This is a genomic window from Pseudoalteromonas shioyasakiensis, assembly GCF_019134595.1.
In the GTDB taxonomy this organism is placed as follows: domain Bacteria; phylum Pseudomonadota; class Gammaproteobacteria; order Enterobacterales; family Alteromonadaceae; genus Pseudoalteromonas; species Pseudoalteromonas shioyasakiensis_A.
The window spans coordinates 90,081-112,819 of record NZ_CP077771.1; the positions used below are offsets into that span (position 1 = coordinate 90,081).

The following is a 22,739-nucleotide window of genomic DNA, read 5'->3' on the forward strand; positions in this document are numbered from 1 at the left end:
CTTTGAAGTAATTGTGAGCAACCAGTATATTTACACTGCAAAACCAGATAAACCATGTAAAATTGAATTAACTGTTCGTAAATAACAAACAATCATGAATGAACTGAATGCCATGAAAACCTTTGTTCAGGTTGCAGAGCTAAAAAGCTTTTCGGCTGCAGCACTTGCACTGAGCATGCCTAAATCATCTGTCTCGCAGTTGGTCAAACAACTCGAAGATACGTTAGGTGCTCGGCTTTTAAACCGCACAACAAGGCGAGTTACGCTGACCAATGAAGGCACTGTGTTTTATCAGCGCTGCAAAGATATGCTTGCTGATATAGACGAACTACAAACCCTATTTCATAAAAAAGACGAAGCGTTATCAGGGCGTCTTAGAGTAGATATGCCACAGCCAATTAGCAGACGTTTAGTGCTGCCGAATCTAGACAGCTTTTTATCTGCACACCCGCAATTAGAGATTGAACTGAGTAGTTCTGACAGACGAGTTAACCTCATTGAAGAAGGCTTTGATTGCGTAGTGCGAGTCGGTCAATTAGAAGACTCATCGCTGATTGCGAAAAGAATAGGCCACTGCCCGATGATTAACTGTGTAAGCCCAGGTTATATTAAAAACTATGGCAACATCACAAAACTTAGCGATTTAGCCGAGCACTACATTGTTCGCTATAGCCAAACACTCGGCCAACTTGACCCAGGCTTTGAATACCAAGATACACAAGGCGATTGGCAAACCCTGACCATGAAATCACAGCTCACAGTTAACAATACGGATGCCTATAAAGCAGCCTGTTTAGCAGGGCTTGGCCTTATTCAAGTGCCTAGTCATGGGGTTCTCGACGAGCTCAGCCGTGGTGAACTTATCCAAGTTTTACCTGACTATAATTTGCCGCCCATGCCTATGAATATCGTCTACCCAAATAGACGTCATTTACCAAGGCGTACCCGAGTGTTTATTGATTGGTTAAGCGAGCAATTAAAACCGATTACGCAGAGCTAAGATGCTTGCTAAATGCGCTTCTGTTTAACCACCTTTAATTACAGACAGCAGAAGTTGATCAATTTCATTATTCACTCCACCAACGCTACTATTGTTTAAAATTACGTAACCAATATTTTTATCTGTCACAGAGCGAGTTAAGGATGTCCAGCCTCTGTTAAACCCAGCAAAACCTAGACTCTTATTCTCAGAGTCTACGACATAACTCATACTCCATCGCCCTCCTGTATGGGGCTGAGCTTGAATCATATTTGCAATAAGCTGATTTGATAAAATATTTGAACCAATGTAATTACCTTGCTCATTTTTTAGCACAGCCTGATTAAACTTAGCTAAATCATCTGCAGTTGTTATAAAGCCAGCGGCAGCAGTTTCTGTAAAATACACCATAGCTGTTTTGTTGCCATTCTCATCGTAAGGACTAGCCAGCATTGCCGGAGAAATACTATTGATATCAAACGAAGAATTTGTCATCCCGAGGGGTAAAAGAACGTTTTCAGTCATAAAATTACTGAAAGATTGATTAGTCAGGTCTTCAATTAACAGCTGGACTATCGTGTAACCACCACCTGAATATGACCATTTAGTGTCAGGCTCATGAATAATTTTAACGACTCCATCACCCGTGTTATTGCCTTCTAATGACTCTACAAGAGTAGGTAATGGATCTTCAGCGCTCCACCCATTGTACCCGCTTAATGAAAGCCCTGCTGTATGAGAGAGAATATTACGTAAAGTTACTTTGTTAGCATCAAACTGAGAATTCGGTATTTTCCAGCTTTTTAAGTAATCATTAATTGGTTTATCTAAATCAACTTTACCTTGTTCAACTAGTTTCATTGCGCCCCAAGCTGTAATCACTTTAGAAATGGAGCCAACATTGAATAAAGTTTTATGTGTGATTGGGGTTCTATTTTCAGCGTCAGCATAGCCATAATAATATGAACCAAGCACCTCTTTCCCTTGAACAATTGATATAGCAATACCACGCGCTTTGCTTTTTTCAAGAATTAAAGGGATCTCCTTATCTAGCACTTTACAAAATTCTAAACTTTTGGTTTGTTTTGCATGTAATGAGCAAGAGGATATTAAAAATAATATTAGAATTATAAACTTATTCATGAGCATCCTTGTTTTATAACGACCGCATCAAAGGCCTAATTTAATTGACTACAATAGCATGCATAGCAGAATCCAAACACTTAGGACCTTTCCTTAAGCTATTGTCTGCTAAAGTTTTAGAGCTGATAGTAACTTATCAGCTTCATCAAATAGCTTTACGCGTTCATCCATTTCTGAAACATGCTTTAAGCGCGTGTAGATTTCAATATAACGTGTTCTTGCTTTTACAAAAGCCTCTGAATGATAGCAGCTGTAAATCCACTCCCGCTCTTGCTCTGATATACTTTCGAGAACTCTGTGTGGAACTTCCTCACAATACTCTAACATTGAGAAGTTTGTTAGATGGCGCATATCAATAGGCTCTACTTTTTCATCAAGTAGCCATGGCAATAAATATACATTCGAAAACATGGTTTCAGCTAGTTCGTAAGACGCCTTATTAATATCACCTATCCGAAACGTTAGTATCGAACGACACAACATTTGCACTGGCTCACCCATATCATCAGGGAACTGTGAATCATGCCACTGTATGTGTTGCTCAGCTTTTTTCATATCATTGAGTACGAGCAACAAAGGGAAAATTAAATATCGCTTACCATAGCCATCTGAGATACAGCCATAATCTCTAACCTCTCGGTTAAAAGCCGATTTATAGCTAGATATCTTTGCTCGAATTTTCTTGTCGGTATCTGGAATTATAAACATGAACAACGTTTCCTCTTATTTGCTTACCGCTTATCTACAAATAAGAATATGCAAGTAGGCAATACAAAAATCCCCGCCATAAGGCGGGGATTTTTAATATAAGTAATTTTACTAATTACTGAGTAACACCATCAGCGGCAACTGGCTCTGCGGGTTTTTCGTCACTTAATAAGTATTTATCTAACCACTGCTCTTGCTCCCAAAGCACATGCAGCAAGCTCTTGCGAGCGCGATAGCCATGCGCCTCATAAGGTAACATCACTAAGCGAGCTTCTTTACCTAAACCTTTTAACGCAGCATACATACGCTCACTTTGCATTGGGAAAGTACCCGAGTTAGGATCTTCTTGACCGTGGATCATCAGCATAGGCTCATTGATTTTCTCAGCGTGGAAAAACGGTGACATTGCCGCGTACACATCTTGTGCTTGCCAAAAATCACGCTCTTCACCTTGGAAACCAAATGGCGTTAGAGTGCGGTTATAAGCACCACTGCGAGCAATACCGGTTTTAAATAAGTCGCTGTGCGCTAATAAATTCGCCACCATAAATGCACCATAAGAGTGACCAGCAATGGCAATGTTATCTTTATCTGCCACCCCTTTTTCAACAAGAACATCAACCGCTGCCTTAGCACTTGCCACCAGCTGCTTACGGAATAAGTCGTTTGGCTCTTTACCATCAACACCCACAATTGGCATTTTCGGGTCGTCAAATACAGCAATACCTTTTGCAAGATAAGGCATTGGCCCCCAATAACCGATATAAGTAAACTCATATGGCGACTCGCGCATTTGCGACGCAACAGCTTTATCTTTATATTCAAGCGGATAAGCCCACATTAGAACCGGTAACGGGCCTTGAGTTGAATCATAGCCCGGTGGCAAATAAAGCGTACCACTAAGCTCAACACCGTCATCACGCTTGTATCGAATTAGCTCTTTAGTCACTCCTTTAAATTCTGGGTAAGGGTGCTCAAAAGTCGTAAGTTGAGTCAGTGTTTTATCGTCTAAATCACGAATAAAAAAGTTAGGTTGCTCAGTTTTAGATTCGCGAATAGTAATTAGACGCTCGCCTTCGTCATCAAGCATTGCACGTACACGTTCATAGTATGGCGCTTCTGATTGCCAAACGCGTGTTGTGGTATTGGTTTTTACATCATAACGGTCTAAAAACGGAATATTGCCTTGTTCAGATGCACCGTTACCGCGTAAGAAAAGATAACGGCCGCCAACGACTTTTAATACATCAGCACCTAAATCATTCTTTTCATAAATTGGGTAACCTGGATCTTTATAAGCATCGTTATAGCTGCGCTCAGAAAATAGCACGCGGTTTTTATCTGCATTACGTGGTTGAATAACAAATGTGCGAACTTGTCGGTCGCTAAAACGCCATTCAGATAACAGAGCAACATTACCGTTGCCCCAAGTAATGGAGTCAAAACGGCGTTCGACTTTAGCAAATAACTTAGCATCACGTTTAAAAGGTGCTCTTAGACTATAAAGATGATCGTGATAAGGAACGTCGGTTTTCATATCACCGCCGTCTTGTGCTTCTGCCCAAATTACTTCAGCGCCTTGATCTGCTCGCCATTGAAATTCGCGGCGACCAGTACGCACACTGTCATAACCTTGTGGAATGTTATCTGCTAAAGGCTGCTTCGCAAGCTCTGCTAGCGTATAGCCACGCATACCCCAAATTTGCCAAGTTGTAGCAAATCGGCTGTAAGGCACTTGATAAGAAAAAGGCTCATCAATCATGCCAACCAAAATATTGGTTGAATCAGGTGAGACCGAAAACGATTTAATTAAGCCCGGTTGACCAATTGGTTGGCCTTGACCACTGAGCGGAATATAAGTCAGCTGGCTTTGTGCAAAAAACTTAAATTGTGCTTCATCATATGGGCTAGTTAGCAAGTTTTGATAAGTACGCGCAGGCGCTTTTTCACCACTACTTTGTTGAATAACTGGCACAACCTGCGAGCTGTCGTTGCTGATACGTGCTTTACCAATATTAACTGCTGCATTAGCTACAATGGCGCTGCTATCTGGCAACCAAGTATAAGGCGTGCGCGTTAGCACTGAATTAAGTGGTGTATCACTTAACTGGCGGGCTTGCTTAGTACTTACATTATAAACCCATAGCTTAGCACTCGATGCTTGCTCAACCACAAACGCCAAGTATTGACTGTCGCTTGACCAACTTGGTGAGCGTAAAATGCCATTTGGCAAATCAGATACAACAATTTCAGAACCGGTTTCAACATGCTTAAGCACTAAAGATGTAAACTTATTACGCACTCGTGAGCGCGAAAAGTTAGCAGGATTAAGCTTAATGCCCGCAAGTTTTAACTCTTCTTTGGCTAAGTCTTGTAAGGTATCGATGCGTTTTCTATCAAATAACGCCAACCACTGGCCATCATTCGATAAATAACTACTCGGCGCAAGCTTAGCGTCAACCACAGCAGCCAGTGCGGGCGATGGAGTTTGATAACCTTGATTAGCAAAACTGGGTGTGCAAACAGCTGCGCCAATAACTAGCGCAAAAAGCAGTTTAAATGCTTTCATGTTCGTTCCTTTTTCGTTTTTATTTTCGATTCTGTAAACAAGTAGAACATGTTTGCAGCATTTCATAAAGAGTTTCAACCCTTTTGGCAGCCAATCAGTGACTTAAACAGCTAAATTACGCTAAAATAAAAGCACTCTATTCGCCACTTTTTGCTAAAAAAAATGAAAAAATCGACAGGCAAAGTCACAATTTGGGATGTTGCTGAACAAGCACAAGTTTCAAAATCAACGGTGTCTTTGGTCCTTACCAACAGTGATAAGGTCAGTAAAAAAAGTAAAGAAAAAGTACTGGCTGCCATTGATAAGCTTGGCTATGTGTATAACCGTGATGCTGCAGCACTACGCAGTAAGCGCTCAAACCTAGTCGCGTTGGTTATAAATGACTTAACCAACCCGTATTCAGCTCAACTTGCTGTTGGTCTCGAAAAACACATTTTTGAGCTTGGCATGTTGCCAATGCTGGTGAATATTGCAGAATGTGTCGAAAGGCAAACTCAAGTGGTGAAAACCTTAAAAGAATACAACGTATCGGCGTTTATTATGTGTCCTGCACCGGGCACACAGCAGCAATGGCAAGATGATTTAATAAATAGTGGTTTTCCGGTTATTAATATCATGCGTGAAATTCCATTTTCAGCAGCACCGTGTATTTTGCCTGATAACAAAAAAGGCACACATATTTCGACCAGCCATATTTTATCGCAAGGCATAGAAGAGGTAGCCTTTTTAGGCGGCACGGCAGAAATATCTGATTACCATGAGCGTTTAAGTGGTTTTTTGGCTGCGCTTGAGCAATTTAATATCACTGACGAAAAACCTGTTATTCAAGCGCCGACAAACCGCCAAGGTGGCCGAGAAGCCTTTAATACCCTTATAAAACAAGCGCCAAATACCAAAGCCATTGTCTGTTTTAATGATGTAATTGCTTACGGCGCGATTGAAGCTATGCGCCAACACGGCCTAGAGCCGGGTAAAGACATCAAAGTTATTGGTTTTGACGACCTAGAAGATTCGCGCTTAATGTTGCCTTCTCTTTCAACCATCGCCATTAATGCCGATGAAATAGGTAAACGCACCTGTCAGGTGCTAAAAGAACTATTAGATAAATCAACACCGCCAGTTCGCACCTTGGTGGATGTTAACTTAAAAATACGAGATTCAAGTCAATGAAAAAAGTGTTAGTGATCGGTTATGTATGGCCTGAGCCTAATTCGTCGGCAGCCGGCACCCACATGATGTCACTCCTGCGTGCCTTTCGCGCAGAAAACTGGCAAGTCGAATTTGCAAGCCCCGCGCAAAAAACCGAACACATGGTGGATCTCAGCGAAGATGGCATTACCACACAGGTCATTGCTTTAAACTGCTCAAGTTTTGATGAGTACGTGCAAGCGTATAACCCTGATATTGTGATGTTTGACCGCTTTATGATGGAAGAGCAGTTCGGTTGGCGAGTCGACAAATACTGCCCTAACGCACTTAAAGTTCTCGATACAGAAGATTTACAGTGCCTAAGAAATGCCCGTCACGACGCGCATAAAGCAGGCCGAGTATTCAGCCATAGCGATTTACACAGCGATATTGCAAAACGAGAAATCGCCGCAATTTTACGCTCAGACATCAGCTTAATTATCTCGCACTACGAGATGCAGCTACTCAATGACGTTTTCAAAGTCGATAAGGCCCTACTTCACCACCTACCATTTTTGGTTGATTTACAGTATATCCCCAGCAGCACCAAAGCATTTTCAGAGCGTAAACATTTTATGACCATTGGCAATTTTCGTCATGCGCCAAACTGGGATGCTGTGTTGTACTTACAACAGATTTGGCCGCTGATCCGCAAACAATTACCCGATGCCGAACTCCACATTTATGGCTCTTACCCGCCACCAAAGGCAACAGCACTTAACAATCCAAAAACCGGCTTCTTAATCAAAGGCTGGGCAGATGATGCTTATCAAGTGATGGAAGATGCCCGAGTATGTTTATCGCCACTGCGTTTTGGGGCTGGTATTAAGGGTAAGTTACTCGAAGCGATGATCATGCAAACGCCGAGCGTAACAACTCCTATTGGCAGTGAAGGCATGCATCAAGATGAGCCTTGGTCAGGCGCAATCTGTGAAGATGCACAGCTATTTGCAGATGCAGCAGTGGCACTTTATCAAGATGAAGCGTTATTTACTCAGGCACAGCAAAATGGCCAGCAGTTATTGCAAAAATATTATGATAAATCAAAACTTCAGTCGCAGTTAATCGCTAAAATCAACGCCATTAGTGAGTCATTAGCGCAGCATAGACAGCAAAATTTTACCGGCCAAATGCTCAAGCACCACACCATGCGTTCGACCCAATACATGGCGCAGTGGATTGAAGCAAAAAATAAGTAATTTTGCCGTAAATAACACTAGACATAGCAGCTTTTGTCGCTAAAATCGCGCTGGTCAATTTAAGCAATATAGTCTAGCTATTAGACTATATCTTATTGAATTTTGGTCTACCCTTAACTGAACAATTTAACCTTTGGTTCAAAACGCCTTTGAAAACCGCAACGTTTACTGAAAAACGAAAATTTATCGTGAAGCTTGGCAAAATGCTTCATAAATACGGTACACCTGCATACCGACTAGAAGCGCACTTAATGGAAGTTGCGACTTACCTCGGTTTGAAATCATCTTTTGTTATGTCGCCAACATCAGTCACCTTTGTGATCTGGACTGATGGGCACGAAGAAGAGTACACCCATGTTGCGCGTGTTGATCCGGGCGATCATGACTTAGGCTCGCTGGCAGATACCGATGACTTAGTAAACAAAATGCTTAATGGCGAGTTGACGCTACAAGAAGTAGATAAACAGCTCGATATCATTTACACCATGCCAAACCCATATAATAAATTGATGACTGGCGTTGCGTTTGCGACTTCGGGTGGTGCATTTGCCATGTTGATGGGTACTAGCTGGAATGATGTATTTTGGTCAGCACTTATTACCTTAGTGGTGTATTTATTTGTACTCTGGTCAACACGTTCGAAGCGTGTTGCACATATGCTTGAGCCATTAGTTGCCATTGTATCGGCGATTATAGCCTGTGCTGTGAGCGTATACCTTGATGCCCAAATTAACATACGACTCGTGGTACTTTCAGCCATCATTGTGTTTATACCCGGCTTAGCATTAGCCCTAGGTTTAGCAGAGTTAGCAGCAAGACATTTAGTGTCTGGTACGGCTCGGGTGATGGACTCATTCATGCTGCTGTTTAAGCTGTATTTTGGCGCTTTTATTGGTATCGGCATTGGTTTTGCTATTTTTGGCCAAAGTGACTTTGTGCAGCCTGAGCCTTTACCTAAATGGACGGCTTGGCTTGCTATTTTCATGCTATGTAGCAGCCTAATCGTGATTTTTAGAACCAAGCTAAAACATGCTGTTTGGTCTATTGCATCTGGCTTTATAGCATATGGTACAAGTATTGGTTCAGCCATGTATCTTGATTACACCCTCGGCACATTTGTAGGCGCATTAGCCGTGGGCATTTTTAGCAACTTATTCAACCGCGTTGTCAATGCTCCAGCCTCCATTGTAGCTATGCAAGGTCTGATAGTATTGGTGCCAGGCAGTAAAACCTATATTGGTTTGAACTCATTAATTGAAGGCCAAGATTTCGTTTATGCAGACCATATTGGCCAGCAAACCTTTTTGATTTTTATGTCATTAGTGGCGGGCCTTATCTTTGCTAACGTCGCGCTGCCACCGAAGAAAAGTCTATAACCTACTAAGCCCGAGTTTCTCGGGCTTTTTGATTTAGTAAAAGATTAGGTTAATTTGGATACACTTGTTTCCAATCTTTTTTCATATCTACGACAAGCCAACCTTCATGCTTTGCTTGATTTAAAGCTTCATCGAGCCTACCTACATGAGAGTTCTTGTCATAAGCCCACTCACGCAAAGCATCTGTATGATGAATTAAAGCACTAAACCTAGGTCCCTCTCCAGCAGCAGTCCATTCAAGCATGGCACGGTCGCCATCTGAATTACCAAAAGCAATAACTGGACGCTTTCCAATGGCTTGATAAATTCCAACAGGCTTGCCCTCTTTATCATTAATAAAATCAATTCTATCTAAATGAAAAACCTGTGGTTGACCATCAATAACGCGATACTCACTTGCAAACCTACTCCCGATTATTTGTTCGCTGGGTATACCATACACTCTTGAAGCCCACACACGCATAAACTCGACACTCCCACCAGAAACAATAAACGTTTTATATTGGTGTTGTTGTAAGTAACTCAGTAATTCAAGCATAGGTTGAAAGACCATTTCAGTATAAGGCTTCAATGTTGTAGGGTGGACAGAATCGTTAATCCATTGATTTACTCGCTCGCGAAATTCACGACTACTGATCCCTGTATGCGTTTGTTTTACAAGCTCCAGCAATTGTTCCTCTGATAAGCTACTCGGTATGTTATTTTTTAAAATATCGCTATATGGCTGTTTTGTTTGCCATGTTGGATTTTTAGAAGCTTGTTGCTTAACTTGGTCTAACGCAAATAGCAATTGGAAGTAAGCGGGCTGTTCAGACCATAAAGTTCCATCATTGTCGAAAACAGCTATTCTATCGGCTACAGGTATAAAATTATCAGAGCCAATAGTCGTTGTTATGTTTACAAACTCGGTTATTTTGTTCTTCGCAGACTCGTTCCAACTACCAAGTTCAGATGTTGCGTACGCAGGCTTTAAAAAAAGTGGGCACAGTAATAACATCAAGATCTTTTTCATGAGGTTTTCCTTTTAATATCCTTATATATTGATATATCTTAGCGCTATTATAAGATTCAAGCCAACACCGTCATTGCTTATTCAAAGCTATCTAAGATAAGCTACTTATTGATGTAGAAAAATAAAAAGGATTTATTGAGTGATGAGATTAACTTGGCTGTTATGTAGCTTTTTCGCATTTAATGCGTTTGCAGAACCCCAGTGTATTAACTGTCATCAAAGCCAAGTTGAAGACTGGCAAACATCCCATCATTTTCATGCTATGGAAAAAGCCACTCCCGCTTCGGTGCTTGGTAATTTCAACGAACAAACCCTCGACTATCAAGGCCAGCAAGCGCGCTTTTATCAACAAGACCAACAACTTTTTATAAGCATGCCAAACCTTGATGGCAAGCTGACTGATTACCCTGTTTTATACACATTTGGCTATGAGCCATTGCAGCAATACATGTTTGATATGGGCAAAGGCCACATTCAGCTGTTTCCATTTGCATGGGACTCACGCAGTAAAGCACAAGGCGGTCAGCGCTGGTTTGTACTGCACCCGGAGCAGAAAAAACACGACCTATTTCATTGGTCACAGAAAGGCCAAAACTGGAATCACATGTGTGCTGATTGCCACTCAACTGATTTCAAAAAGCAATTTGACCTTAAAACAAATAGCTTTGATTCAAGTTACTCAAGTATTAACGTGAGCTGTAAAGCATGCCATGGCGAGACACAAGCTCATTTAAAATGGGCTGATGGCGATAGCAGTATTGCTGATAAGGGCTTTACGCATAATATTAAAAAGCAAACCCCGCTGTTTACCCAACAAGCCGATGGCAGTATGCAAAGCGTGCAGCCACTAGTAAAAAGCGAGCAAGTGCAAGTGTGTGCAACGTGCCATGCTCGTCGCTCACAGCTTGATGACCGCAAAGACCCACATAGCTTTTTACAAAACTTTCAAGGCTCATTACTGACTCCTGAGCTTTATCACGTTGATGGTCAAGTGTGGGATGAAGACTATGTTTGGGGTTCATTTTTACAAAGTAAAATGTTCAATACAGGGGTTACCTGTAGTAACTGTCATAACCCTCACTCGGGAAAATTAAAGCTACCGGGTATTCAAACCTGTACGCAATGCCATAGCCAAGAGGTGTTCGATACGCCGAAACATCACGGTCATAAAGTGGCAAGTACAGGCAGCCAATGTGTCGATTGTCATATGCCCACCACGACCTATATGCAGGTAGATGCAAGGCGCGACCACAGCTTTAGGGTACCGCGCCCAGACTTAACATTAAAAACCAATGCCCCAAATGCCTGTAATAGCTGCCATGAAGATAAGACACCGCAATGGGCGGTCGCCAAAATAAAAGACTGGCATCCAAATTCAAAGCATCTTGGCACTGCTCATTTTTCTGAGGCATTTTATGCCGCTGATAACCGTTTGCCTAATGCATCAACCATGCTGACCAAAATCGTGCAAGATAAAAGCTTTCCTGACATTATTCGCGCTTCAGCATTAAGCCGTTTAGCCGCAAGCCCAGATAATAATGCTGTCGTTGCGGTTGCTCGCTCAGTAAAAGACAGCGAACCATTAAAACGCCAAGCAGCCATTGAAGCGGCGATGCCGTTTGACATCAATCAACGCTGGCGCTTATTAAATCCTCTTTTAGATGATGAGCATTTACCAATCAGAGCTGAAGCCGCAAGAGCTCTTGCGGGCATGTTAATTCAGCCGTTTCCAGCGGGCCTCAATGAGCAAGATAGCAAACGCTTAAATTCAGCCCTTGATGAGTACAAAGGCATTCAACAATACCAAGCTGAGCGCGGCTTTTCACACACCAATTTAGGCAATCTGGCGCTTACATTACAAAGGCCAGAGCAAGCCAAAACACATTACCTACAAGCAATCAGTGTTGAGCCTATTTTTGCTCCTGCTTATGTTAATTTAGCTGATTTATACCGCAATCAAGGCGATGAAAAAGCAGCACAAGCTATCTTGAAACAAGGCTTAGAGGTTAACGCACAAAGTGGCGATATTCATTATGCTCTGGCAATGAGCCTTATTCGCACAAAACAAAAAGACACAGCTCTTACTCACTTACAAAAAGCCGCGCAGTTTGTACAAGAAAATGCAAACTATCAGTTTACCTACGCGTTACTGTTACAAGATTTAGGCAATATGCCAGCGGCAATATCTGCCCTTGAGCGCGCTTTTAATCTAACACCGAATAACCCAGATATCAGCTACAGTTTGGCGCAGTGGTATGTGGCAGAAGAAAACTACAGCCAAGCACTGTTTTATGCCAGAAACCTAACCCGCCTAGTACCTGGTAACCAGCAAATTGAGCAGTTTGTGAAACAGCTAGAAATGATGAATAGCATTAATCAATAAGCATTAAAAAAGGGCCTAAAGGCCCTTAGAGTATTTAATAATGGTCAACTATCTAATGCCCATGGTTTAATGTTTTTGCTTTTTCAATTGTTTCATTAATATTTAATGAAGCAGACTCCTGACGAGGCGGGAACTCTACAAAGGTTTGAACGTGCTCTGTTAACTTAGCAATAATAGGCTGCATCAACCAACTCTTACGCATGATTTGGTGAAAGCCGGTTACGCCGTCATAATGCTCTAATGGATCTTTACGTAAGTTAAATAGTTTAGGCATACTGTGAGTTACCATGTCTTCGTAATATAAGCCATTTGGTTTAGTCGCAAAGTGCATTTTCCATGGACCAAAACGAACTGCCGTAAGCTGTGACTCATAGTAATAGAAGAAATAGTTACGTGCAGACTTATCCGCCTTTCCTGTCCAATAATCTAGGTTATTTTCACCATCGATATAGACTTTGTCTGATTTTTTAAGCTTTTCACGTAGGTTCTTTTCACCCAGGGCAGCAGCAATTGTTGGAAAAACATCTTCATGTGAAGAGATACCATTTAGCTTTAAGCCTTTAGGTATTTTGTTTGGCCAACGAACTAAGAAAGGTACACGCAATCCCCCTTCCCATGTTGTCATTTTTTCACCGCGGAACTCAGTTGTACCCGCATCAGGCCAACTTGATTGCTCAGGGCCATTATCACTGGTGTAAATAACAATGGTGTTATCGGCAATTTTTAACTCATCAAGTTTATCAAGCAATTGACCAACATGACCATCATGTTCCATCAAACCACTACCAAATACGTCTTCTTCAGAGCTAATGCCCGTCGCTAAGTTTCGGCTTTCTGGTTTTAAGTGAGTGTATACGTGCATACGGCTTGTGGCATGCCAAATAAAGAACGGTTTTTTCGCTTTAACAGCGCGTTCCATGAAGTTAACCGAGCGCTCTAACACTTCTTCGTCAAAGGTTTCCATACGTTTGCGAGTAAGCGGGCCCGTATCGATGATTTTGCCATTGGCGTAAGATTCGATTACACCACGTGGGCCAAATTTTTTCACAAACTTAGGATCTTTTGGGTAATCAGCTTGTTCAGGCTCTTCTGATACATTTAAATGATACAAGTTACCGTAAAATTCATCAAAGCCGTGCTTTGTTGGTAAGTGCTCATCTAAATCACCTAAGTGGTTTTTACCAAATTGCGCAGTCATATAACCGCGATCTTTTAAAAATTCAGCTATGGTCGGATCGGCTTCTTTAATGCCAAGTGGGTTACCTGGTTGGCCCACTGTTGTTAAACCTGTTCGAATTGGTAATTGCCCCATTAAAAACGCAGCTCGGCCCGCAGTACAACTAGGTTGTGCATAGTGATCTGTAAACAGTGCACCTTCGTTAGCAATGCGATCAATATTGGGAGTTGGGTAGGTCATACCGTGTGAGTAGGCACTCAGTGAGATTGGCGCAACGTCATCAACCATAATGGCCAATACGTTTGGTTTATCTGCTGCAAGGCTTACCGTTGAAACCAAGCCACAAATAGCCGCCGCTATTAGTTTTTTCATAAATCATCCCTTTTCATTAATAGTACTTTTTACTCTAGATGAGTATGTTCTAGTATAGATTAAAAAACAATCCAGTCCAGTATCTAAAAAGGGCAAAAACGATTTAAATCAAATTTCCACAAAAACCACACATTGTTATTAAACTACTGATAAAAATATACAAAATAATACTTAAATACATTTTAAAACCTTTTCTGTACAGGAAGCTTTGTTCACTTTTCATTCTCGCCTTTATCAGTACTTTTATGGTATTTTGGCTTTAATAAGGAGTAATTTAATGTCTCAATAAAGATTGTAGGGATTGAATTCTATTATTAAATGGGCTTAAAGTATCTTAAGGGACTATTTATCACTCAACCTTTAGTGTAAGGAAAACAAATGACTTTGCTTCGATTGCCCTCTTTACTAGCGCTTATGATTACAGCTTCAAGCCATGCGGCTGAGCAAAAAGAAGTACAAGACATGTCAGACCCACTGGCTGTTTATACACAAGCCGGAGTAGGTGTAACAAACAAAGGGCTCAACTTAAAAGTTGGCCAAGCATACGACACAGGTATAGCAACAACTGCTGGCATGAATGTTTTTGAAGTAAAGGGCATATATGGCGATGCGCTAGGCTGGGAAAGCGACAACAAAACGACAGATTCAATTGACTCATTTCGTTTTCGTAATTTCTCAGTTGACCTAACTACTATGAGCGCAACGCAGATTGATGCTAACTATAACCTCAATGCCAACCTTGTCGCTGACGAAAGTATGGATGTTTCGTATAGCTACATTAAAGCTCTAAAACCTATGGGGCGTTTTACGTTTTACCCGTTAGCTGGGGTGGGTGCATCGCTCGGTGAAAATACCCTAGAAGATGACGGCAGTCGTGACAGTGGTTACTCCATTATGGGGGCCTATGGCTTAGTGGGTATGTACGCAAAGATCACTATTAACGATAAAATTTGGCTTAACTACAATCCATTTTGGCTAACAACTATCGGCGGTAGCGATAACTATAAAGACCACTATTATGGTCTAAACCAAAGCCATATTTTGACTCATGAATTTGCAGCAAGTTACCAAATTAACCCGCGTATGAATCTACGTTATTTCGCAAACTGGAATGAAAATGTTGACTTTATGGATGGCGATCATCGTCTAGAGTTTAATTATCAGCTATAAATTAAAATTTGAAATATCAAGAAACAACAAGGTAAGGGATTAAGTGAAAAAAGTTGTACTAATAAATATGCTTACAGCAAGTTTGCTAAGCACAAAAAGCTATGCATCAAGTTATGATGAATATGCAATAAAACCTGCAGAGCAGCAATTAAGTAATCAACAGCAAAAAGTTGATGAACCTATTTCATTTTTACCCATACCGACTTTTATTACAGAGCCAGCTGTAGGGCCTGGGCTTGGTGTTGTTGGCCTTTTTTTTCATGACAACGAAAAGAAAGCCAAAAAGAAGAAAAAAGAAGGCTCTACCCTACCACAAAGCATTAGTTTAGTGGGCCTAATGGGCACTAAAAATGGCACCAAAGGCGGCGCTGTTGGCCATATTACGTTTTGGGATGAAGACCGTATTCGCTATCAAGGGATTGTTGGCTGGGCGAGTATAAACCTTGATTTCTATACCTTCGACGAGATCAAGCTACTCACACCATTATCGCTTAATATCGAAGGCCCTGCGGTACTTCAAAACCTTAAGTTGCGCTATGACGACAGTAACTTTTTTTACGGCTTTAAACAGATTTATCGAAAAGTAGAAATAAGCTTAGCCGAGAACCCTATTGAAGATTTTCTGCTCGAAAACGACATTATCAAGGACCACCTTTCACTTGATGTAAATACATCAGGTATTGGCCCATTAGTAGAATACGATAGCCGAGATAATCCCCTCAACCCTGAGCGAGGCTTTAACTACAAGGCCGAATATTTATATTATGATGAGGCTATTGGCAGTAAAGTGGATTACACGAGCTTAAAGCTTACCGCCTTAAATTACTGGCGTTACACCGATAAATTCAACTTTGCCCTGCGCATGCAGTATGACTCAGTTAATAACCGCGGTGAAAAACGCTTACCGGTTTATATTCCGCCAAGTATTAGCCTGCGCGGTGTGTCTGCAACTCGCTATCAAGGTCTCGATGTATTTGTTACCGAAGCAGAAGCGAGCTATAAAATCACTCACAAAATAAAGCTCAATGTGTTTACTGGCATGGGCTGGGCGGCCGATAACTTTTCTGACTTATCGAAGGCTGAAACCATTGATACTGTGGGTGCAGGCTTTCGCTATTTAATTGATGAGCATTACGGTATTAGTATTGGCTTAGATGTAGCCCATGGCCCTGAGCAAAACGCAATTTATATTCAGGCGGGTTCTACTTGGTAACCAAAACTAATACTTTCGTTATTATTTCAATAATCAGTTAAACCTAAAGATTGAATTAATTTATTTCACTGCTATTATCAATAGCTCAATAAATATTCAGGGATTGAACGGATGCATAAAAAAGTATCAACCAACCATTATCCATTCAAAGATTTTAAACCCCATGGTCTCGTAGAGTTTTATCAACGTGAGCATGTGCTTTTAACTACTGCCACAGGGCCTTTCAACGAAGAGATTATTGACGCGCATTCTTTTATGCAAAAAGATTACATCAACAAACTCAGCGCTGATTATGGTCAATGGTTTGAATTGGTTGAATTTGAAAACTCATGCATGGCAACCCCCGGGGCACTTGAAAAACTAATGGTGTATTTTGTTGAGCTTCGACGAAAAGGCATCGCACCGGCTAAAACAGCCTTAGTCATAAAAGAAGGGCTTGAAGGCGGCAGTTTGCTTAGCGATACCTACTGCAATTTGTATAAACGAGCTGGTATGGTAATGAGTGTATTTAGGTCAAAAACAGCGGCTCTAAACTGGTTAGCAGAAGAGCCTGCTACAGAATTAGCTTGTTAATATACAATTTAATTTAAAAAGTGTTGTTCTTCTTCACGCAAGGTCAACACTTCAACTCCTTCCCTCAGGGGTCTACCAAACGCTTTACTAAAGATAATGTTTAATTACAACTCGGCTATCATTTTAACAAGCGCTTGTGTGGTCCATTCAAGTTCATTGAATTTAATATCAGGTTGATAATAAAAGCCTTTTTCACGTGGTCTATTTACATAAACCTTTATCGGCAGAATGACTTTAGCAAAACCTGAAGGAAGGGTTTCGAGCCTCACTTCCATGTAGGTAGAGTCTGTACTACTTGGTGCGCCAACTAATTGTGTGTTTGCAAACAGCTTAAAACTATCCAGTGCATCTAAACAAGCGCTGGCACATTGCCCTGGCACAATCACATAAACTGGTGTAGTAAACTGACTGGCGTTTTTTGGCATTGCTTGTTGCTCTGCTGCAGGTATCTCGACGTAAAATTGCTCACCTTTTTGATAAGCCGCCTGCATACTTTCGTGGGTTGTCTTTAACCATTGATACCAAGGGCTAGCTTTATCATAGCTTGCGACTACATCGCCAAAATAGTCAGTATTCCCTTTAGAAGTTCGCCACCACACTTGGGTATTTTTGTGTAACTCATAGCGACCATATTTAAACTGTTCACTACCCCAAAGTGCTGAGGCTATTTGCTCGCTCCACATCGATGAGCCACCTTGATTATGACGAAGATCAAGCACCACAGCTTTAGCTTGTATTAACTTATCATGTTGCTGTTCAATGGCGCTCAGCATTGTTTGATAATCTGCTTGCTGCTGCTCATTGGGTGCAAAAGTTGGCATGCTGATCCAAGCAATATCCTCTAATGGCCAGTTGAGCTCAATTGGTAACTTATCACCGTTGTAAGCGTTTTTAAGCTTTTCACTGACACTATTAGGCCTAATACGCCAGTTTAACTTTAAGCTGTAAGAAGAGCCGTCGGCTTTTTCAAACGTGCAGCTTTCAAGTGGCGACAAAAACGGGTTTCCATCATCAACCGTTAGTCGCCAGCCATGGTTCCACCAACTACCGGGTTGTTCTACTTCGCCGTAATAACGAAAAACACGCTCAACTAGCAAAGTATTAATTGCTGCATTATCACAGCTTACGAGCTGATCGCCTTTGGCAACCGTATCTAATTCACTGTAATAGACTTTCAACGCATCACCGCGCCAAACTGTTGAAAAGCCCGGCCAACTTCTTTGTGGCTTTAGTTCTCTTGGTAGGGTATCAACCGCTCCTGCATGACCATCTTGTAGAACAGTTCTAAAGCGTGCAATAGCCGCAGCAAAACCTTGTGAACTATGCGCTTTTACAGCCAGTTTTAAGCCTTCTTGCTTTGCTTTTTCGAGCTGTTTAGCAAAACCTGGGTTACGTACATCATGCATCCCTGGGTGATTGATAACCGACAACTGATAAGCCGCTTCAACATCATTTATAGCAAGTTCAGACCAATTAATTTCAGAGTGTGTGACTGTACCGCCCTCATCGGCGTGAGATAAGTTAATACTAAAAGGGCTAAAGTTCAGAGCTGTAAAGATGAGTGATGAGTAAAGCGTCAAGCGTTTCATAAAAATCCATTTTAAATAGTTATTATGTTTAAAAAACACCCTATTTAATCACTAAGGCATTGTTGTGGCAATAAAAATCACTTCACATGCTAATAGATTAAAAAAATTCATCTATCAGGTTTATTTTAATCGTTTGTCGATTTAGAAGGATTACTCTAAAGTTAACCCATCAGCGCTTTTAAGCTAAACAGCTTCACACCATTGAGAGTGTTTGCGCTAACCGAATTGTTGTCACAAAAAGTCTAGCTTGTGTGTTCTCTGGGCTTTTTATATACCGAGTTACTGCACACGCGGTAACTCAACCAAATTGTTGTCAAAAGCTTAGTTTGTGTGTTCTTTAAGCTTTTTTATTCCGAGTTACTGCACACGCGGTAACTCAACCAAATTGTTGTCAAAAGCTTAGTTTGTGTGTTCTCTAAGCTTTTTTATTCCGAGTTACTGCACACGCGGTGACTCAACCAAATTGTTGTCAAAAGCTTAGTTTGTGTGTTCTCTAAGCTTTTTTATTCCGAGTCATTGCACTTGCGGTGACTCAACCAAATTGTTGTCAAAAGCTTAGTTTGTGTGTTCTCTAAGCTTTTTTATTCCGAGTCATTGCACTTGCGGTGACTCAACCAAATTGTTGTCGAAAAGCCTGGCTTGTGTGTTCGCCGGGCTTTTTTATGCCCGTTATAAAATAAAAACGCCACTAGATGTGGCGTTTGGGTAGTTTCGACAACAATAAGAAATTGCTTTTAAAAGAAGCCCAGTGGATTCTCACTGTAACTTACTAATAGGTTTTTAGTTTGTTGGTAATGATCAAGGGCGAGTTTATGTGTTTCGCGACCTATGCCTGACTTTTTATAGCCGCCAAACGCAGCGTGTGCTGGGTACATGTGATAGCAGTTGGTCCAAACACGGCCCGCTTCAATTTTACGACCGAAGTGATAAGCACGGTTCATGTTTCGACTCCACACACCAGCACCTAAACCAAATTCTGAGCTATTAGCAAGGGCTAACGCTTCGTCTTCATCTTTAAAAGTCGACATTGAAATTACCGGCCCAAAAATCTCTTCTTGGAACACACGCATATCGTTAGTGCCTTTTAATAGTGTTGGTTGAATGTAGTAACCGCCGTTAAACTCATCAGACAGTTGCTCCACTTCGCCGCCAGCGAGGACTTCGGCCCCTTCTTTTTTACCAATTTCGATGTAGCTTAGAATCTTATCAAACTGAGCTTGTGATGCTTGAGCACCCACCATGGTTTCAGTATCAAGTGGATTACCCCGCTTAATTTGTAAAGTTCTGGCAAGAACACGCTCAATAAATTGCTCGTAAATATCTTCTTGAATAAATAAACGCGATGGACACGTACACACTTCACCTTGGTTAAAGTACGCAAGTACGGCCCCTTCAATCGCCTTACTCAAAAACTCATCGTCTTTTTCCATTACATCGTTAAAGAAGATATTTGGCGATTTACCACCTAGCTCGACCGTCGAAGGAATAATATTATCAGCAGCGCATTTTAAGATATGTGAACCCACTGGCGTTGAACCTGTAAAGGCAATCTTCGCGATTCGCGTACTGGTTGCCAGCGCTTCGCCCGCTTCTTTACCATAGCCGTTTACCACATTTAGAACACCTGCAGGCAATAAGTCACCAATCACTTCAAGTAGCACTAATATAGATGCTGGCGTTTGTTCAGCTGGTTTTAAAACAATACAGTTACCCGCAGCAAGGGCTGGTGCAAGTTTCCATGCCGCCATTAACAATGGGAAATTCCAAGGAATAATTTGCCCTACTACACCCAGTGGTTCATGAAAATGATAAGCAACTGTGGTTTCGTCTATCTCACCGATTGAGCCTTCTTGCGCGCGCACACAGCCGGCGAAATAACGAAAATGATCAGCCGCTAAAGGCACATCTGCCGCAAGTGTTTCACGAATTGCTTTACCGTTATCCCAGGTTTCGGCCACTGCCAGCATTTCTAGGTTTTGTTCAATACGATCGGCAATTTTTAATAAGATATTGCTACGCTCGGTGACCGACGTAGTCCCCCATGCCGCTTTTGCATCGTGGGCTTTATCAAGTGCCAGTTCGATATCTTCTTTTGATGAACGAGGTACTTTACAAAACACTTTACCGTTTACTGGGCTAATGTTTTCAAAGTACTCTCCCTTTACAGGGGCAACCCATTGGCCACCAATATAATTCTCATACTGCGCTTTAAAGTTAACTTTTGCGCCTTCACTACCTGGATTTGCATAAATCATAATGTGTTCTCTCTTCAAATTGTTGTGTTTTATTTAGCATTGACTAAATTATGCGGTAGGTTATTGTTTAATGAACCGCTAACAGTTGAAGTTAGCTCAGTTACTGAAAACACACTTGATTCCTAGTCCAGACTTTTTGACTATTTGTCCAGAATTTAGGACGACAGCGAGGCAACAATGAACACATCAGTTAGCAATAGAAGTTTAGATAAAAAACGACAACGTATTGATGTGCTTATTGAAAATAAAGTCAGTTTTGCGGGCGAGCATGCTGAATTAAGTATTTACGACACCTATTTAGATGCCCAAAAAGTGGCCTTACATTCCACTGAATTATTATTTTGTGGCATGATCAGCGGTAAAAAAATCATGCATGTTGCCGACAGTGATTATCATGAAGAGTTTTTACCAAACCAATCATTTGTACTTGCCCCAGAGCAAGGGGTGCTAATCGACTTTCCCAATGCATCTCTCAATCAGCCAACAACCTGTTTAGCGATTGAAATCAGTACCGATAAAATAAGCCAAGTAGTTGATGCTCTTAATTTTAACCAGCAAATTACCCAGGATGACTTTTTCCAATATCAAGCCAAGTTAGTGCACGCCCAGCATAATCCGCAAACTCAACAACTGCTGGAGCGAATGATCACCCTATTTAGTGAAAATGAACAACACCGCGATTACTTAATTGATTTATCACTCAATGAACTGATAACCCGTCTGTTACAGCAGCAAAGCCGAGACTTAATGATAGCAAGTTGTAAGCAAGGCAAGCTCGCAACCCCATTAAGCCATGTAGTAAGTTACATAGAACAGCACCTTGCTGAGAATATTGATATTGATGTGTTATGTAAGATAGCCTGTATGAGCCGCAGTAAATTTTATCAGCAATTTAAGCTGGCATTTGGTGTTACGCCCGCTCTTTGGCAACAACAATTACGCTTGCAAAAAGCGTATAAACTGCTCGAAAAAGGCGAGGCGATTAGCCAAGTTTGTTACCAATTAGGCTTTAATAACCCAAGCCATTTTAGCCGTGTGTTTAAACAAGCCTTTGGCGCAACACCTAAAAGTATCGCTAACCATTAAGTTCTGGATTGCGATGAGAATAAACACGATAGGTTAAGGCAAGTAGAATACAAATAGCACTTGGCACATAAAGCGCCGCAAAGGTCATTTGTGCAAATAACCACGCCCCTGCTAAGCCACCAAATATAAAGCCAATAATGATTAGGCCGAACAGTTTAGCCTTACGTTTATCAAGCGCCTCACCACGTAAAACCCGACCAAACATAATACCTAAATCAGTAAAGATACCCGTTACATGGGTAGTACGCACAATTGCACCACTGTAAGTTGTTGCCAAGGCGTTTTGTAAACCACATGCCGCAGACGCTAAAAAGTGCCCATAGCCCGAGCCATTAAACAATAACCAAAGTGCGCCCAGTAAAAGCCCAGCTTCAATCAATAATGCCGTGTCGTAATGACGACCTAGTTTAAGTGCTGAACTATGCAGCAAGAACCCAGCAATACCAGACCCAACTAAAAATGACAGTAATACACCTAATAAATGTAAAGCATCAAGGCTATTGCCATGCATGAGATCTGCGCCAAGCAAGGTTGCAGTTCCTGATAAATGGGATACCGCTTGATGCTCAAAGCTAAGTAAACCAACCGCATTCACACACCCAGCCACCAGCGCCAAAATAAATGCGCCAATCTCAACCCATTTTGGTAACTTAGAAATCACTCACTATTCGCCTTTTTCTCACACTCGTACTCATTCTTTTATGGTACGCCTATTTTTATGACTAAAAACACTTTTTTTCGACTCTT

The 22,739-nt window shown here is 41.4% G+C and carries 17 protein-coding genes; 9 read left to right on the forward strand and 8 right to left on the reverse strand.

Annotated features, from left to right (window positions below; genetic code table 11):
- Nucleotides 1–94: 94 nt before the first annotated feature.
- Nucleotides 95–1,000: a LysR family transcriptional regulator gene (locus KQP93_RS17935; RefSeq protein ID WP_217877205.1), complete on the forward strand. Its 906-nt coding sequence runs from the start codon at nt 95–97 to the stop codon at nt 998–1,000.
- Nucleotides 1,001–1,024: 24 nt separating this feature from the next.
- Here KQP93_RS17935 and KQP93_RS17940 read toward each other — a convergent pair whose 3' ends face one another.
- The 3 genes from KQP93_RS17940 to KQP93_RS17950 form a co-directional block, all read right to left on the reverse strand.
- On the reverse strand, nt 1,025–2,122 hold the full coding sequence (locus KQP93_RS17940) for a serine hydrolase domain-containing protein (protein WP_254907771.1): 1,098 nt from the start codon (nt 2,120–2,122) through the stop codon (nt 1,025–1,027).
- A gap of 108 nt (nt 2,123–2,230) precedes the next feature.
- Nucleotides 2,231–2,830, reverse strand: a complete 600-nt coding sequence (locus KQP93_RS17945) for a hypothetical protein (protein WP_217877207.1) — start codon at nt 2,828–2,830, stop codon at nt 2,231–2,233.
- Between the two features lie 115 nt (nt 2,831–2,945).
- Nucleotides 2,946–5,399 (reverse strand): S9 family peptidase, encoded by a 2,454-nt coding sequence (locus tag KQP93_RS17950; protein ID WP_217877208.1) that lies wholly within the window; start codon nt 5,397–5,399, stop codon nt 2,946–2,948.
- A gap of 162 nt (nt 5,400–5,561) precedes the next feature.
- Here KQP93_RS17950 and KQP93_RS17955 point away from each other — a divergent pair, with 162 nt between their 5' ends.
- From KQP93_RS17955 to KQP93_RS17965, 3 genes are all read left to right on the forward strand, one after another.
- Nucleotides 5,562–6,569: a LacI family DNA-binding transcriptional regulator gene (locus KQP93_RS17955; protein WP_062565789.1), complete on the forward strand. Its 1,008-nt coding sequence runs from the start codon at nt 5,562–5,564 to the stop codon at nt 6,567–6,569.
- Entirely contained in the window at nt 6,566–7,786 is a 1,221-nt protein-coding gene (locus tag KQP93_RS17960; RefSeq protein WP_217877209.1) for a glycosyltransferase, read from the forward strand. Before KQP93_RS17955 ends, KQP93_RS17960 begins: the two co-directional genes overlap by 4 nt.
- A gap of 149 nt (nt 7,787–7,935) precedes the next feature.
- A complete protein-coding gene (locus tag KQP93_RS17965) occupies nt 7,936–9,162 on the forward strand; it encodes a threonine/serine ThrE exporter family protein (protein ID WP_217877210.1) in 1,227 nt (408 codons plus the stop codon).
- A 49-nt stretch (nt 9,163–9,211) separates the two neighbouring features.
- Here the strand turns inward: KQP93_RS17965 and KQP93_RS17970 are convergent, their stop codons facing one another.
- Entirely contained in the window at nt 9,212–10,174 is a 963-nt protein-coding gene (locus KQP93_RS17970; RefSeq protein ID WP_217877211.1) for an HAD family hydrolase, read from the reverse strand.
- A gap of 142 nt (nt 10,175–10,316) precedes the next feature.
- Here KQP93_RS17970 and KQP93_RS17975 point away from each other — a divergent pair, with 142 nt between their 5' ends.
- Nucleotides 10,317–12,557, forward strand: coding sequence for a tetratricopeptide repeat protein (locus tag KQP93_RS17975; RefSeq protein ID WP_217877457.1), 2,241 nt, complete (start codon nt 10,317–10,319; stop codon nt 12,555–12,557).
- A 52-nt stretch (nt 12,558–12,609) separates the two neighbouring features.
- Here KQP93_RS17975 and KQP93_RS17980 read toward each other — a convergent pair whose 3' ends face one another.
- Nucleotides 12,610–14,106 carry an arylsulfatase gene (locus KQP93_RS17980; RefSeq protein WP_217877212.1) on the reverse strand — a complete coding sequence of 499 codons (1,497 nt, stop codon included), beginning with the start codon at nt 14,104–14,106 and terminating at the stop codon, nt 12,610–12,612.
- Between the two features lie 378 nt (nt 14,107–14,484).
- Between KQP93_RS17980 and KQP93_RS17985 the strand changes: the two genes are divergently transcribed.
- The 3 genes from KQP93_RS17985 to KQP93_RS17995 all read left to right on the forward strand — a co-directional run bounded on the left by KQP93_RS17985 (nt 14,485) and on the right by KQP93_RS17995 (nt 17,062).
- A complete protein-coding gene (locus tag KQP93_RS17985) occupies nt 14,485–15,276 on the forward strand; it encodes a hypothetical protein (RefSeq protein WP_217877213.1) in 792 nt (263 codons plus the stop codon).
- Between the two features lie 43 nt (nt 15,277–15,319).
- Nucleotides 15,320–16,489: a BamA/TamA family outer membrane protein gene (locus KQP93_RS17990; RefSeq protein WP_254907772.1), complete on the forward strand. Its 1,170-nt coding sequence runs from the start codon at nt 15,320–15,322 to the stop codon at nt 16,487–16,489.
- A 111-nt stretch (nt 16,490–16,600) separates the two neighbouring features.
- Nucleotides 16,601–17,062, forward strand: a complete 462-nt coding sequence (locus KQP93_RS17995) for a hypothetical protein (RefSeq protein ID WP_217877214.1) — start codon at nt 16,601–16,603, stop codon at nt 17,060–17,062.
- Between the two features lie 104 nt (nt 17,063–17,166).
- On the opposite strand, the gene KQP93_RS18000 is transcribed toward KQP93_RS17995, so the two are convergent.
- Both KQP93_RS18000 and exaC read right to left on the reverse strand, forming a co-directional pair.
- Nucleotides 17,167–18,651 carry a S41 family peptidase gene (locus tag KQP93_RS18000; protein WP_217877215.1) on the reverse strand — a complete coding sequence of 495 codons (1,485 nt, stop codon included), beginning with the start codon at nt 18,649–18,651 and terminating at the stop codon, nt 17,167–17,169.
- A 734-nt stretch (nt 18,652–19,385) separates the two neighbouring features.
- A complete protein-coding gene (exaC, locus tag KQP93_RS18005; RefSeq protein WP_217877216.1) occupies nt 19,386–20,906 on the reverse strand; it encodes an acetaldehyde dehydrogenase ExaC in 1,521 nt (506 codons plus the stop codon).
- Between the two features lie 177 nt (nt 20,907–21,083).
- Between exaC and KQP93_RS18010 the strand changes: the two genes are divergently transcribed.
- Complete coding sequence (locus KQP93_RS18010) at nt 21,084–21,992, forward strand: AraC family transcriptional regulator (protein WP_054562517.1); 909 nt, start codon at nt 21,084–21,086, stop codon at nt 21,990–21,992.
- Here KQP93_RS18010 and KQP93_RS18015 read toward each other — a convergent pair.
- Entirely contained in the window at nt 21,982–22,653 is a 672-nt protein-coding gene (locus tag KQP93_RS18015) for a YoaK family protein (protein WP_217877217.1), read from the reverse strand. The genes KQP93_RS18010 and KQP93_RS18015 overlap by 11 nt on opposite strands.
- Nucleotides 22,654–22,739 lie beyond the last annotated feature (86 nt).

Bases quoted from the DNA above. Each gene is read 5' to 3' on its own strand.
- KQP93_RS17935 (WP_217877205.1), top strand. From the start codon at position 95: ATGAATGAACTGAATGCCATGAAAACCTTTGTTCAGGTTGCAGAGCTA.
- KQP93_RS17940 (WP_254907771.1), bottom strand. From the start codon at position 2,122: ATGAATAAGTTTATAATTCTAATATTATTTTTAATATCCTCTTGCTCA.
- KQP93_RS17945 (WP_217877207.1), bottom strand. From the start codon at position 2,830: ATGTTTATAATTCCAGATACCGACAAGAAAATTCGAGCAAAGATATCT.
- KQP93_RS17950 (WP_217877208.1), bottom strand. From the start codon at position 5,399: ATGAAAGCATTTAAACTGCTTTTTGCGCTAGTTATTGGCGCAGCTGTT.
- KQP93_RS17955 (WP_062565789.1), top strand. From the start codon at position 5,562: ATGAAAAAATCGACAGGCAAAGTCACAATTTGGGATGTTGCTGAACAA.
- KQP93_RS17960 (WP_217877209.1), top strand. From the start codon at position 6,566: ATGAAAAAAGTGTTAGTGATCGGTTATGTATGGCCTGAGCCTAATTCG.
- KQP93_RS17970 (WP_217877211.1), bottom strand. From the start codon at position 10,174: ATGAAAAAGATCTTGATGTTATTACTGTGCCCACTTTTTTTAAAGCCT.
- KQP93_RS17975 (WP_217877457.1), top strand. From the start codon at position 10,317: ATGAGATTAACTTGGCTGTTATGTAGCTTTTTCGCATTTAATGCGTTT.
- KQP93_RS17980 (WP_217877212.1), bottom strand. From the start codon at position 14,106: ATGAAAAAACTAATAGCGGCGGCTATTTGTGGCTTGGTTTCAACGGTA.
- KQP93_RS17985 (WP_217877213.1), top strand. From the start codon at position 14,485: ATGACTTTGCTTCGATTGCCCTCTTTACTAGCGCTTATGATTACAGCT.
- KQP93_RS17995 (WP_217877214.1), top strand. From the start codon at position 16,601: ATGCATAAAAAAGTATCAACCAACCATTATCCATTCAAAGATTTTAAA.
- KQP93_RS18000 (WP_217877215.1), bottom strand. From the start codon at position 18,651: ATGAAACGCTTGACGCTTTACTCATCACTCATCTTTACAGCTCTGAAC.
- exaC (WP_217877216.1), bottom strand. From the start codon at position 20,906: ATGATTTATGCAAATCCAGGTAGTGAAGGCGCAAAAGTTAACTTTAAA.
- KQP93_RS18010 (WP_054562517.1), top strand. From the start codon at position 21,084: ATGAACACATCAGTTAGCAATAGAAGTTTAGATAAAAAACGACAACGT.